The sequence below is a fragment of the Vibrio sp. TBV020 genome, assembly GCF_046056895.1.
In the GTDB taxonomy this organism is placed as follows: domain Bacteria; phylum Pseudomonadota; class Gammaproteobacteria; order Enterobacterales; family Vibrionaceae; genus Vibrio.
This window is the reverse complement of sequence record NZ_JBEEAQ010000001.1, coordinates 1,502,139-1,514,760: the sequence shown is the minus strand read 5'-3', so window position 1 is coordinate 1,514,760 and position 12,622 is coordinate 1,502,139. Positions and strand designations below refer to the sequence as shown.

Here is a 12,622-nt window from a genome sequence, read left to right as displayed (position 1 = left end):
GAGTCGGCTTTATAGTTCTTCAGGTATCACTACTTGGTTCCGACCTTGAGCCTTAGCTTGATAGAGACATTGGTCAGCCACCTGAAACTCATCTTGATTATCTTTGAGTGACGCGACTGTAGAAGCATTGCTCGCCCCTAGTGAAATCGACACATTCAACTCAAGCCCGTTTATGCGATATGGTTTGTTATTGATTAAATCAACTAGGCTTTGCGCTCGAACCTGATAGTCACTATTCGTTTCCAATAGTAATAGAAACTCTTCACCGCCCCAGCGAACAATCAATTCCTTGTTGTTTAGCTTTGATTTCAATCTTGATGCCGTTTCAGTTAAAACTGCGTCGCCTACTTCATGTCCATAGTTATCGTTGACTGCCTTGAACCAATCTAAGTCAATCAGCGTTACTCGGTACAATGCACCGCTGTCTAGCAAAGTAGGTTTCTTCAGCTCGCTATGGTACAAACGGCGATTTCCGACGCGAGTTAAAGGGTCTTTATAGGAGAGGTCATGTAAATATTGGCTGCGCTTTTTCTCTTTTTTCCAGCGCATAACCAGCCATATAGCGAAGGCTACAATTGCCCCAAACCATACATATAAAACTCGAAGACGTTGATCACTTAAGCCCTTTTCTAGCTCTTTAAGCTCATTTTGCACATCAAGTAAGTCCCTTTCTCGTTCAAGTTCTTCCACTTCAAACGCGGTTTCTAGCAAATGAATTTCAGCAAGGATCTGTACTCGCTCCTGATCGTGGTACTTTTTGTATACCTTTAATGCCTGTTCATGCTGTCCTTTCTTTTCCAATATCTCTGCCAGCACTAGGTGACTTTTGATCAGCCATCTTTGGTGCTCTATCGCAACAAATGTACCAATACTCTCAACAATGGCGTCATGTGCATTTTGGATTTCACCACGATCGACCATAGCGAGTGCATACTCTAACTGACAAATACCCTTCTGCTTAGGGTAACGGTCAATGGCATTCGAATTAATACATGTCATCGCAGTTTCGCTAGCTTCTTGCGCACTTCCTTCAAGTAGTTGCAATCTAGCAAGGGATTTAATTTGTACAATCCTGTAGTAATCTGGCGTATCACTTCGCACATATTGCAATGCTTTTTCGTATGCAGAGCGTGATAAGTCTACTTGGTTGAGTTGGTTGTAAACGTATGACTGATTCATCAAAATGATCAGTAAGCTTTCTGGTTCAGCATACTTCGAAGTGGCGTAGATGTTTTCTGCTTGCTTGAGATATTCGATCGCACGTTGCCACTGCTCCGAGTGAACATATAGCAGCCCTAGATTATTGCTGAAACGGGCATTAAATTCACTGTTTGGGTACTTTTCACCTAGCTCAACACCTTTCTGAAAATATTTCTGGGACTGCTTAAGTTGATTGTTGGCGTTATATAAGATGCCCGCAGTGTTGTACGCTTCTAACAGTAAAAAGTCTGCTCTTATCGACTCCGCATAATCTATCGCAATAGCCACTGTCTCTATGCCTTGAGCATAAGTTCCTTGCTTAATATCTCGATATGCTTGCTCAATATTGAGTTTTGCCTCTAACCAACCAAGCTGATTAACTTGAGCTATCGAACGTAACTCACGGTCAATCTTCTCAATTGTGTTACGATCATTTTTAGCAGCAACTCGACGAATCCATAATGTAAACACCTGCTCAATCGTATTTGGCGCTTGCTTTTGCTGGCTTTGCCACGTTTCCAATTGTTCTAATGCTTGAGCCGGGTGTTTAAATGACATCTCAAAAATCGTTAACAACGGATGATTTTTATCAGAAAGCTGTAACTGTTGTTGTGGCGTTAGTATTGGCGGGGTGTCATTCATCGAAGAGAGGGTTTTCTGCTCAAATAGAAATGCCTCTAACGTCACTACAAGTAATAATGAAAGTGACATAAATAGAAACGCAGTCGTCGCTTTATTTGACATTAGATCGGTGAGAGCCCCAAGTTATAAACACTTCATATAAATTATACAGCGTTTTGATAAAACTTAGTGATAAATTCAGTGTTGCAAATCATTACTTATTCATAGCTTTCGGCACAAGGTTACTCTCTCAACAGATCAAAAAAGGTACAAGTCGAAGTAACTTGCACCTTTATTGATATGATCAGGACATTATTATTGCTTTGGTGGTGTACCTTCAGCATTTGAAATAATAACATCCATCTGTACAGCTGCACCCATTGGAATATCACTTACTCCGATGACCGTTCTCGCTGGAAGCTCTTTTTCAAAGAATGAAGTATATACATCATTCACTTCATCAAGATCAGCGATATCTCGAAGTTGAAGGTTAACTTTCACCACATCATCCATTACATGGCCAATGCTCTCAACAATTGAACGGACGTGAGTTAAGCACTGCTCAGCCTGCTGTTTGACACCACCTTCAACCAGAGTACCTGTCGCCATTTCTATCGGTAACTGTGCTGCAATGTGGTTGTAGTGAGAAAACGCGACTGTTTGAGTGTAGTAAGGGCTAACCGGCGCTTTATCTGTATTGTTCGCTCTAATTACAATGCCGTGGCGGTCTTCTACTTCTTGTGGTGGAGTCCCGTCACCGTGAGAAATCACCACATCAATTTGTACTGCAGCGTCCATTGGCAATGCTTCAACCGCAACAATTGAACGTGCAGGAACATACGCTACCGAACGAGCGATGGCTGAATCAGGGAAGAATGTCGTATATACCTCGTTCACTGCGTCAACATCTGCAAGATCTTTCAGATAAATAGTTGCTTTTACAATGTCATCAAATGGTACATCAATGCTTTCCAAAATAGTTTTTACGTTGCGAAGACATTGTGCAGTTTGCTCTTTCACGTCACCTTCTACGAGAGTGCCTGTCTCTGGAACGATTGGTAACTGAGCTGAAATGTTGTTGTAGTGAGAAAATGCCACGGTGTGAGTAGACAGTTCACTGCGTGGAGCTTTGTCAGCGTTTCTAGCAAGCTTAACAAGTTCACATGCGTCTTGAGGGTAAGTCCCTTCACCGTTTGAGATAAGCGCATCAATTTGCACTAATGCATCACTGTTTGGTAGAGCCGCAACCGCTAGCACAGTTCGTGTAGGAAGGTACTCTGAGAAAAACGCGCGATAAGCTTCATCTACCGCTTCTACATCCGCCATGTTCTTCACGAAGATGTTGAGCTTTACTACGTCATCCATAACATGATCAATGCTTTCAACTATCGCTTTAATGTTCAGTAAACACTGGTGAGCCTGCTCTTTAACGCCCCCAACTACCACCTCACCCGTTGTCGCATCGATCGGCAACTGAGCAGAGATATTGTTGTAATGAGAAAATGCCACTGACTGTGTAGAGTACTCACAGATCGGTGCGCTTTCAGTGTTTCTTGATGCTTTAATGATCACGTCAGTCATTTTTGTCTTTATCCTTATTTTCTTGGGACCGAAAATATTTCGGCAAGCGTTATTGGTATTAAATAATCAACAACGAGATAGTAAGTAAAATAAATAAGGTTGAATGTGACGCTATTCAAAGAGAATTTTAACTAATATCAACCTAAGCTCTGGATAATTAACCAGACAAAATTTTTTTATTCACAATCTATCTTTAAACGTACTTCCACCTCTCTAGTTTGTCTGTACTCAAAATAATTGGAGGGGCAGCTAGGCGGCACACCATTTAAGCTCTATGAGCATAGGTGTTCTAGATGATTGCAGTAAATTGATGTAGTCAACAACAGTTCAACTTCAAGTTTGAAGAGTATTGTTTAATTCGAAAACATTGATTAAATAACCGAGTAAGTTTGGTTTCGGATCTCAAGGTTTTATTCAGATATGCTAGTTCGTTCACAGTAAAGATGTGCCCTATGCTACAGCTCGTGCATAATATGCAAGGAAATAGCCAGCATTTCGCATAATATTTCTCATAATAATAAAAAAGAGCCAACGAGCTTGGTTGACTCTTTTTTTTCACTTGGACTCTATATTTACTTCTCTATATATTATTTAAGATTTCTTTTACAAAAGGCGATTTTTCTTTACCATAAGCCTCTTGTTCAATTACACCGTTTTTAATTATCTTTTTCTTAGATTCTTCATATTTCAGCCTAGCTTTTTTATGTTCTAGCATATATTCCTTATATGCCATCTGTTTAATGTGCTCTTCGCTTCCCTTTTTAATCACATGAACGTGGATATAGTACTTTTTACCCGCGAACCATATTGCACCATCTTTTCTAGGTCGATGGGGTGGAAATGGCGTATCACTCACCTGATCCTGAAAACCTAACTTATGTAAGTGGTCCACTGCCATTTGTAAATCACTACCATCATACAAAACAGAAAGATCGATAATACCTTTCCCACCTACTTGAAAGGATGTCGATCCAATATGGATGACACTCAATCGTTCTGTACCAATGTTGCTGACTAGAAAGTCTGCGACATTGGCATAGTCTGTTGACCAAGGATTAAATTGGGCGGGGATTTTTTCATATTTGATTATGTTCATTTTCTATGTACCACTTCGGGGATGACTTAACTTGAATGTAGATCTTATGGGTACCGAACGGTAAAATTGGCACTTTGAGGTCAAAGATTGGTAGTTATAGATGAGTGCGACAAAACTGATTAAATTTGATAGTGACACTTCTATTAAAGTCCACCATATGAAAAAGTCTCACACCATCTTTGATTGGCATAAGCACCAATGCTACGAATTAATCATGGTCATTGGCGGAGAGCAAACACGGTTCATCGCTCAAACGGTGCATAAAGCAAACTCCAATGAAATTATTTTGATTCCCCCATTTACTTCCCATACGTGGGAGAGCTTCACCGAAGCTCAAGAAATTGTTGTTGTGCTTTTTGAGCCTGACCTACTGACGACTAACATTCCAGAACTCTCACAGATGTCGCAGTTGTTGAATGATACGAAAGCAGTGTTGAGGCTCGATATAGATCCCCTACGTGACTCGAATACCTTAGTTAACCCGTTATTGAACTTAAAAGAGTGTACAAGGTTCGACAGGCTAATATCTCTGCTTCAAATCTTAAAGCAGTTCTCCAACCAGTGTTCTATAGATTCGTTGCACCATACTGAGCAAACAGACTCTAAACCTGCAAAGCTACTGCATAAAATTAGAACAGGAAGAGAAGATATGAGGCTTAATGATTGTGCTGAAATGCTCAATATGAGCGAAAGCACTTTTAAAAGGTGGGTTAACGACGAGTTTGAATGTAGTTTCACTGCGCTTGTCCAAAGCATCAAGACCGACCAAGCTAAACAGCTTCTCGCATGCACGTCTAAACCAATATCTTTAGTTTCAGAAGAGATTGGCTACTCTATCAGAGCCTTTAACTCGCTATTTAAAAAGCAGACAGGAATGACCCCAAGTCAGTTTCGAAAAAATAACCAGTGGAAGCTAAAGCACAACTTACTAAGATTTAATGATGAGTTTTGAATGATCCCACGCGTAGTATCAATACGATCTCTCGTCGTAAGCCAGCGTTTTTTCAATCACCTTTGCACCATCAGGTTTTCGATAGCCACGCATAACCCTTGCGGCTGAACATTCTTTATTGAGAGCTTTGCTCCATGAATCTCCACTATCTTATTTACAATGGAGAGTCCCAAGCCAGAGCCCTGCTGGGTTTGATCGATTCTTACATGACGATCTAATAGTTGTTCGATATGTGACTCGTCAATCCCCGGCCCTTCATCGATGATAGAAATCGTCAAACTTTGCTCGATTTTTTCAACACGTAAAATGATCTCTGGTTCCGCTTTATTGGAGTGAGCATATTTGAGTGCATTTTCTATTAGGTTTAATAACGCACTTTCCAACATTACATCGTCTACATAACAGTAAGCCTGTTCTAAATCACTTTCGAAAGCTAAGCTTTGTCCTCGTTGAAACACCAACGGAGCACGCTTAATACAGAATTCTCGACAGAGAGCTACAACATCAGTGAATTGCCAGTGTTCATTGCCCATAGAGCTATTTTGCACATTGGCGTAATGAAGCATTTGCTGGGTTATGCGGCTCATCTTATCAATATTGTCTTCAATACCGTCCAATTGGTCAGTTTGATGGTCGTGACGAAACATATTTAGCTGCATTTTCATCTCAGCTAATGGTGTTTTAAGCTGATGTGAAAGGTCGGCATTAAAGTTTCGGCTCGCTTCAATACTCAAACTTAGTCGTTTCATCAACGAGTTAAGAGATTGAACGAGGTCATTCACTTCCGGGGGTGTCGCTAGTTCCAGTGGTTCAAGGTTTGTCCCGGAACGTGAGCGTATTTCTGAGCGTAGCTGCTTAAGTGGTTTTAGGCTTTTATCAATGATAAGCATAATTGCAATCATCGCAATAAAGCCAAAAATCAGTGCAGCAACACCTATCTGCTTTTGGGATTCACTTATTGTCGCGTCTCGGCCTTGCGTTGACTCAGCAACGACGATAAAGACCGTTTCAAGTTTCGTGTTCACGCGATATTGCACTGCTCTTAAATCAGTACCTGCGTAAGTAACATTATAAAAGGTAATACGTTCATCTTGGTTATCGGCAAGCACAATCCCTTCGAATCCGGCTAATTGCTTGCCTGACTCTGTGACCACTCGGTAGAACACCTTCTCGTCTCTAACATCACTTAGACTATCAATTGAGAAATAGAACATGTCGATGTGTAGTTTGCCATCTTTGATGTAGAGCTTTTCTTCGATGTTTTGGCTAACCGCCACCAGCATCTTGTCGTAAAGCGCTTCTGTTTTTCCTTTTAAGGTAAGGTTAGCGATAGCAAATATGGTAAGCGATAGAATCACTAACGCTGCAGCTAACGCGATAAAAAGGCGGTGATAAATAGATTGAAGATTAAACAACGTCTGCACGACCTACCATGTAGCCCAATCCGCGAACAGTACGAATGTTTAGGTGGGGGGAAAACTTCTTACGCAAACGAGATATGTAAGTCTCAATGGCACTTTCACTCAAATCTTCCTCGAAAGTGGAAATATGTTGCACGATTTGAGCTTTGCTCACCACCCGTTCGACATTTGACAACAAGCATTCTAGAACTGAAATTTCTCGCTTATGAAGGACAATCTCTTCATCGTTGATTCGAACAATTTTAGATGTCATGTCTAATGAGATGACGCCATGTTTCAATTCATTGGTGATTCGCTCCGATGAACGGCGAAGCAGCGCGTGGACCCTTGCAACCACTTCTTCTATTTCAAATGGCTTACATAAGTAGTCATCTGCACCTTCGTTCAAGCCAAGAATTCGGTCATCAAGCTGATCACGAGCAGAAACAATCAAGACCGGAAAACGATGCTTTTGTTGACGAACCTGACGTAAAAATTGAAGTCCATCACGATCTGGCAAGCCAAGATCAAGCAGTAAAAGGTTAATAGGTTGAATTTCAAGAATATGCGTAGCATCTATACACGAGTGGCATACATCTACCACAAACCCTTGTTTAGAAAGAGTTTGTTCTAAACCTTTTGCAATAGTTTGGTTGTCTTCAAGGATTAATACGCGCATGACCAACTTCAAAAATCTGATTATTGTTGTTTTTCCTGTCATCTATGCAAGGTTGGTGACAGACTTGGTAGTTATTGTTGGTTGTGTAAACAAAAGGTTAATACAAATAAAACAATAACCAAGGAAGAGTAAAATGAACAAGTTCAACAAGGCAATCCTAAAGCTTTCAGCTGTGACAGGGCTAACACTCTCTATTTTATTGCCACATGCTGCCATGGCAGATAACTACCCTAAAAAGCCAATCAACTTCGTTGTGGGCTTTGGTGTGGGTGGTAGCGCTGATCGCATGACTCGAGCGATGTCTAGCTTCGTATCTGAAGAACTGGGCCAGCCAGTAAAAGTCATCAACAAGAAAGGCGCTGGAACGCAAATCGCTGCAAACTACGTTCTAAACCGTCCTGACGATGGCTATACAGTATTCGCTTCAACCTTTGCCCCATATCTCCCAAACACTATTTTAAAAGGTAATGCGAGCTACACCGTTAATGATTTCTCGTACATGAACTTTCAATGGTTTGACTATGAGTTGATTGCTGTAAACAAGGATACTGAATACAAAGACTTAAAAAGTCTAATTTCAGCGATAAAGGAAAAACCAAAAGCGGTTAAAGCCGCTGTCGTTCAAGGTTCTGGTGGCCACTTAATGGCAAAACTACTACTTGAAAACAACGGCATTCCTCAAGAGAACTTAAACCTAGTTACTTTCAATAGTGGTGGTAAAGCTCGCTCAGCGGTTGCTGGTGGTCAAGTGGACTTCATCATAATCAGTGCGCAAGGCAGTGAAAGTATCCGTGAGTTCCTACGCCCTGTTGCCGTAGTACGTGACAATGAAAGTGATCGTTGGGACGCACCAACCGTCAATGAAGCACTAAAGCCACTGGGCACATCTGTACCTGTTTTGACTGGCTCTATGCGCGGTTTTGCGGTAACCAACGAGTTTAAAAACAAGTACCCAGAGCGTTACAAAAAACTGGCTCAAGCATTTGAAAGTGCACTTGCTCGTAAGGACGTTCAAAAGTTCCTTAAATCTAGCGAAATTGGTGGTGCTTGGGTAGGCCCGAACCGCTCAACAGAACTGATGGTTCAAAACTACGAAACCTTCAAGAAGTACAAACACCTACTCAACTAATTTCTCCAATCTTTCATATCTATCTCCCCCACAGGCTAGCGTCTCGGCGCTAGCCAATTTCTCATACACGGAGGCTTTATGGGAATGTTAAATCAACGAGCTGCTGATTTTGCCGTCGTACTCATACTGGCATCATTTGTAGGCTGGTACACATGGGACGCCTATAAAGCATCATCCCAAGCTGAAAACCTAATTCTAATTGTGCCAATTGCTGCTATTGCGCTGGTACTTTGTCTTCTGGAACTTATTCGCCAAAAGTCAGTTAAAACAGAGCAACAGAGTGATTCGCAGGAATCAGTAAAAGATGTATTGCCGGTTATGGGTCTATTTACTGCTTATGTTCTTTCGCTTGAAACTATTGGTTTTGATGTAGCGACAACGCTATTTGTCGGCGCATTTTTATGGATCCAAAAAGAACGCAGATTAGTTTGGGTCATAGGTTACAGCCTTGCTTTTGGATTGTTGATGTCGACATTCTTTGCCGAAATGCTGCCATACCCAATGCCAATGACCTTTCTACCAACGGATTACTAGGAGTTCCATATGATTGATTTAGCTGCAATTGCTGCGGGTAGCGAGCTACTGTTCTCCTCGATTGGCCCTTGGTTATACGTGTTTCCCGGCATTGTGATTGGTTTGGTGTTTGGCGCTATTCCTGGGTTGCAAATCTCCATGGCAATGGCGATATTCTTGCCTGCAACTCTGTACATGAGCTTTCTTGAAGCGATGCTGTTCTTAACGGCCATTTTCACAGGAGGTTCATTTGGTAGCGGTATCCCTGCTATTTTGATGAACATTCCTGGCACATCATCAGCTATCGCTACCGCATTTGATGGTTATCCTATGGCAAGGAAAGGCGAGCATAACAAAGCACTCGGTGTCGCATTAGGCGCTTCTTGTTTTGGCGTTCTGTTTGGTTACTTAATCTTGTTTATGTTGATTCAGCCAATCTCAGGCATGGTGCTTAAACTTGGCCCATCAGAAATGTTTTTTGTAATCCTCTGGGGTATGACTCTAATTGCCAGCCTTAAAGGAGATTCAATGCTCAAAGGCCTATTGTCCGGTATGGTTGGCCTACTGATTGGTACTATTGGCTTTAGTGAAGTCGGTGTGGCTCGCGGCACACTGGGTAATGAATACCTTCTTGATGGTGTTCCGGTCATTCCTGCAATGATGGGAATGTTTGCAGCGTCTGAGTTGTTCAAGTTGGTAAATACAAATTACCTTGTTTCTGATGAATCAGCTCGCCGCGTAAGTATTAAAGAGATCCTTAGTGGTGTAGCTCATGCCTTTAAACATCCAAAAGTCATGCTTCGAGGAAGCATTATCGGTGTTTTTGTTGGTGCGGTTCCCGGCGTAGGCTCTTCTGTCTCTAACCTACTTTCTTATGTTGAAACTAAACGTCGCGATAAGAACCCTGACAGCTACGGTCAAGGCAATCCGAAAGGCGTCGTCGCTGCCGAGTCTGCTAACTCAACATCAGAAGCTGGCTCTATGGCAACCTTGCTTGCTTTAGGTATCCCAGGTGGTGGGGCAACGGCGGTGATGCTAGCTGCGTTTGCAATGCACAACATCACAGGTGGTCCACAGTTCATCCGAGAACAAACGGACATCGTTTATGCCATCATCATTGCCAACTTTGGACAAGTGCTATTGCTAGTTGCTCTTGGCTTGATGTTTATTCCACTGCTTGCGAACGTGGTTAAAGTTCCAATGACCATTTTAATCCCTTCGGTACTATCAATGGCGACCTTTGGCTCATTCGGTCTAACAGGCAATATTTCTGGACCAATGACAGTACTTGTTTTCTCTGTGATTGGCTGGGTGTTCAGTCGACTTAATTATTCGGTGCCTGCTGCGGTGATAGGCATTCTGCTCGGCGGCATGGCTGAAAGTAATTTGCTTCACACCTATCAAATAAGTGGTGGAGAATTGAGTTACGTATTTGAACGACCAATTACGCTAGTGATTATAGGCTTGTTAATGATTTCTCTGTTCGGTTCTAAAATTACCGGAATGCTAACTAAACGAGCAGAAAATAAACCCTCAGAAGAAGCAAAAGTTTAACGCCCTCCCCTAGAATAAGTACGCACTAAATAGCCCCTACGATCCGAATTTCGTAGGGGCTAGATCTAGCCTAATTATAGAACGCGCTTCATTTCCGCATAATCACCATTCGTTTTCAAAATGACCATTACAGTTTCATCGTTACGGTTGCGGAAGAACCAACCATGACTCCCCGTAAAAGCAGCCTCAATTTCACCCTGTTTGTTTGGTACGCCACGCCCTTTTTCGTAGCTAATCGAGTTTCCATTGCCATCACCATGAGTGTCGTAATTGACAGGACCACCTTTCGATGTCCAATCAAATTGAGCAATTTGGCCTTTTTCCATAACCAATTTAACTTCCGCACCTTGGCCTGGTTTAAGTGAAAGCATGATTTTGTCTTTCCAAGCAGGCTCAATTTCGGCAGCAACTTCAGTTTCTGGATAAGTTCCCTCCTGTTGCGCTAGCACGACTTCAGGTTCATCTTTAATTGACTCGTTTGGTAGTGCTTTCGGAGCAATGACGACTACGCTGTTAGCTTGGTCTGCCTCTGCTTCTTGAGCTAATTGAGCCTTAATCTCCCCCATCTCGGTTAGCCCTAACGCTCTGCCCACACTGGTTGGATCAATTGCATATTCGGCAGGTAGAACAACCGTTATAAGCAATAGAGTTGCTGTTCCCAGCGCAATAAAGGTTGAGCGAACAAGCTGTTTAGTTGTCGGCAGTTCGGCACGATTTGGCATATCTGTGTTGTACATAATTAATTCCTTTTTCTTTTTACTGAGCGACAACGTAGCCCGTTAGCTGATAACCGATAAGCATGAAACCCAAGCTCATCATAACGACATTGACTGAATAGGCTTGACGATAGAAGCTGGTATGTCGCCGCCAAAAGCCCATGACAATCAAAATGGTGCCTAGGGCTATCAGTTGCCCAATTTCTACACCAATGTTGAACGCTAAAAGATTAGGAATTAGTCCGTCAGGGGAAATATCATATTCAATGATTTTCGATGACAATCCAAAGCCGTGACAGAAACCAAATAACAAGGTTGCCATCTTCGTATTAGGTTGCGCACCAAACCAACGTTTAAACGCACCTAAGTTATCCATTGCCTTATAGACCACAGATAACCCGATGATGGCATCGATAATGTAACTGTTAATGCCAATGTTGAAGTACACACCAAGCAGCATGGTAGACGAGTGCCCCAGTGCGAAAAGGCTTACATACAATGCGATGTGTTTCATTTTGTAGAGGAAGAAGATCACGCCAAATAGGAACAGGATGTGATCGTATCCCGTCACCATATGCTTCGCACCTAAATACATAAACGAAATGATATTAGTGCCCGTAATTTCTTGTATATAACCTTTATCACCTTGTGCCACAGCATGAGCAAAAACGTCTGTGCTCATTACCATAGTTAAAGCAAAAATGAGATAAAGCATCCCCTTACGAAGCGACGTCGCCGAACCAATAGGCAACGTACTTACTTCGCGTAAAGAGAGTAAGTTCATAATAACTCCATTAATTGTTGAATCTTTTGTAGCCGCAGGCTGCGGCGGTTATCAAGTAAACAACAAGGTTCTTGGAGGGCGCTCTATTTTGAAGGGATTATATATAGGATTTCCAATAACTTGAGTGTCATTGGTTGAGACCATCACTCTTGTAAAAACAGAGTGATTAAGAGCCTTTAATGATGCGCTGTCAAAGGTGTGATTATGATTACTCGCATCATGGTGAGGTGAATACTGATCATCGACATTATGAGAGTGACTGAAAGAATGTGAGTGCGAGTGGTCACTATCGACAATCGATATCGGCGCCAAGCTATGTGAGCGAAACTCCCCAATCGCAGACGCAGTCGTACCAAATGCGACAACAAATAGCAGTAGCAAGCTAATACATTGTGTT

Annotated in this window: 11 protein-coding genes; 4 read left to right on the top strand and 7 right to left on the bottom strand. The window is 42.1% G+C overall.

All coding sequences use genetic code 11. The features are described 5' to 3' along the window. Positions 1-9: 9 nt before the first annotated feature. The 3 genes from AAFX28_RS06580 to AAFX28_RS06570 all read right to left on the bottom strand — a co-directional run bounded on the left by AAFX28_RS06580 (position 10) and on the right by AAFX28_RS06570 (position 4,498). Positions 10-1,944 carry a diguanylate cyclase gene (locus tag AAFX28_RS06580; RefSeq protein WP_408686664.1) on the bottom strand — a complete coding sequence of 645 codons (1,935 nt, stop codon included), beginning with the start codon at positions 1,942-1,944 and terminating at the stop codon, positions 10-12. Between the two features lie 192 nt (positions 1,945-2,136). After that, positions 2,137-3,402 carry a RidA family protein gene (locus AAFX28_RS06575; protein WP_408686663.1) on the bottom strand — a complete coding sequence of 422 codons (1,266 nt, stop codon included), beginning with the start codon at positions 3,400-3,402 and terminating at the stop codon, positions 2,137-2,139. Positions 3,403-3,982: 580 nt separating this feature from the next. Next, on the bottom strand, positions 3,983-4,498 hold the full coding sequence (locus tag AAFX28_RS06570) for a GrpB family protein (protein ID WP_408686662.1): 516 nt from the start codon (positions 4,496-4,498) through the stop codon (positions 3,983-3,985). A 100-nt stretch (positions 4,499-4,598) separates the two neighbouring features. Here AAFX28_RS06570 and AAFX28_RS06565 point away from each other — a divergent pair, with 100 nt between their 5' ends. Then, entirely contained in the window at positions 4,599-5,450 is an 852-nt protein-coding gene (locus AAFX28_RS06565) for a helix-turn-helix domain-containing protein (RefSeq protein ID WP_408686661.1), read from the top strand. Positions 5,451-5,506: 56 nt separating this feature from the next. Here AAFX28_RS06565 and AAFX28_RS06560 read toward each other — a convergent pair whose 3' ends face one another. Further along, on the bottom strand, positions 5,507-6,874 hold the full coding sequence (locus AAFX28_RS06560; RefSeq protein WP_408686660.1) for a sensor histidine kinase: 1,368 nt from the start codon (positions 6,872-6,874) through the stop codon (positions 5,507-5,509). Next, complete coding sequence (locus AAFX28_RS06555; protein WP_408686659.1) at positions 6,858-7,529, bottom strand: response regulator; 672 nt, start codon at positions 7,527-7,529, stop codon at positions 6,858-6,860. The genes AAFX28_RS06560 and AAFX28_RS06555 overlap by 17 nt, the downstream gene beginning before the upstream one ends. Positions 7,530-7,662: 133 nt before the next feature. On the opposite strand from AAFX28_RS06555, the gene AAFX28_RS06550 reads away from it, so the two are divergent. The 3 genes from AAFX28_RS06550 (at position 7,663) to AAFX28_RS06540 (ending at position 10,725) form a co-directional block, all read left to right on the top strand. Further along, positions 7,663-8,658 carry a Bug family tripartite tricarboxylate transporter substrate binding protein gene (locus AAFX28_RS06550; protein WP_408686658.1) on the top strand — a complete coding sequence of 332 codons (996 nt, stop codon included), beginning with the start codon at positions 7,663-7,665 and terminating at the stop codon, positions 8,656-8,658. A 78-nt stretch (positions 8,659-8,736) separates the two neighbouring features. Further along, positions 8,737-9,192: a tripartite tricarboxylate transporter TctB family protein gene (locus AAFX28_RS06545; RefSeq protein ID WP_408686657.1), complete on the top strand. Its 456-nt coding sequence runs from the start codon at positions 8,737-8,739 to the stop codon at positions 9,190-9,192. Positions 9,193-9,201: 9 nt separating this feature from the next. Beyond that, entirely contained in the window at positions 9,202-10,725 is a 1,524-nt protein-coding gene (locus tag AAFX28_RS06540) for a tripartite tricarboxylate transporter permease (RefSeq protein WP_408686656.1), read from the top strand. Positions 10,726-10,799: 74 nt separating this feature from the next. On the opposite strand, the gene AAFX28_RS06535 is transcribed toward AAFX28_RS06540, so the two are convergent. Both AAFX28_RS06535 and AAFX28_RS06530 read right to left on the bottom strand, forming a co-directional pair. Continuing rightward, the gene (locus AAFX28_RS06535; protein WP_408686655.1) at positions 10,800-11,462 is read right to left on the bottom strand and encodes a transmembrane anchor protein; all 663 of its coding nucleotides are present in this window, start codon (positions 11,460-11,462) and stop codon (positions 10,800-10,802) included. A 19-nt stretch (positions 11,463-11,481) separates the two neighbouring features. After that, positions 11,482-12,156 carry a HupE/UreJ family protein gene (locus AAFX28_RS06530; protein ID WP_408686831.1) on the bottom strand — a complete coding sequence of 225 codons (675 nt, stop codon included), beginning with the start codon at positions 12,154-12,156 and terminating at the stop codon, positions 11,482-11,484. Positions 12,157-12,622 lie beyond the last annotated feature (466 nt).

Excerpts from the sequence above, each read along its gene's own strand:
- AAFX28_RS06550 (WP_408686658.1), top strand. The coding sequence starts at position 7,663 with ATGAACAAGTTCAACAAGGCAATCCTAAAGCTTTCAGCTGTGACAGGG.
- AAFX28_RS06570 (WP_408686662.1), bottom strand. The coding sequence starts at position 4,498 with ATGAACATAATCAAATATGAAAAAATCCCCGCCCAATTTAATCCTTGG.
- AAFX28_RS06580 (WP_408686664.1), bottom strand. The coding sequence starts at position 1,944 with ATGTCAAATAAAGCGACGACTGCGTTTCTATTTATGTCACTTTCATTA.
- AAFX28_RS06575 (WP_408686663.1), bottom strand. The coding sequence starts at position 3,402 with ATGACTGACGTGATCATTAAAGCATCAAGAAACACTGAAAGCGCACCG.
- AAFX28_RS06565 (WP_408686661.1), top strand. The coding sequence starts at position 4,599 with ATGAGTGCGACAAAACTGATTAAATTTGATAGTGACACTTCTATTAAA.
- AAFX28_RS06540 (WP_408686656.1), top strand. The coding sequence starts at position 9,202 with ATGATTGATTTAGCTGCAATTGCTGCGGGTAGCGAGCTACTGTTCTCC.
- AAFX28_RS06555 (WP_408686659.1), bottom strand. The coding sequence starts at position 7,529 with ATGCGCGTATTAATCCTTGAAGACAACCAAACTATTGCAAAAGGTTTA.
- AAFX28_RS06530 (WP_408686831.1), bottom strand. The coding sequence starts at position 12,156 with ATGCTTTATCTCATTTTTGCTTTAACTATGGTAATGAGCACAGACGTT.
- AAFX28_RS06535 (WP_408686655.1), bottom strand. The coding sequence starts at position 11,462 with ATGTACAACACAGATATGCCAAATCGTGCCGAACTGCCGACAACTAAA.
- AAFX28_RS06545 (WP_408686657.1), top strand. The coding sequence starts at position 8,737 with ATGGGAATGTTAAATCAACGAGCTGCTGATTTTGCCGTCGTACTCATA.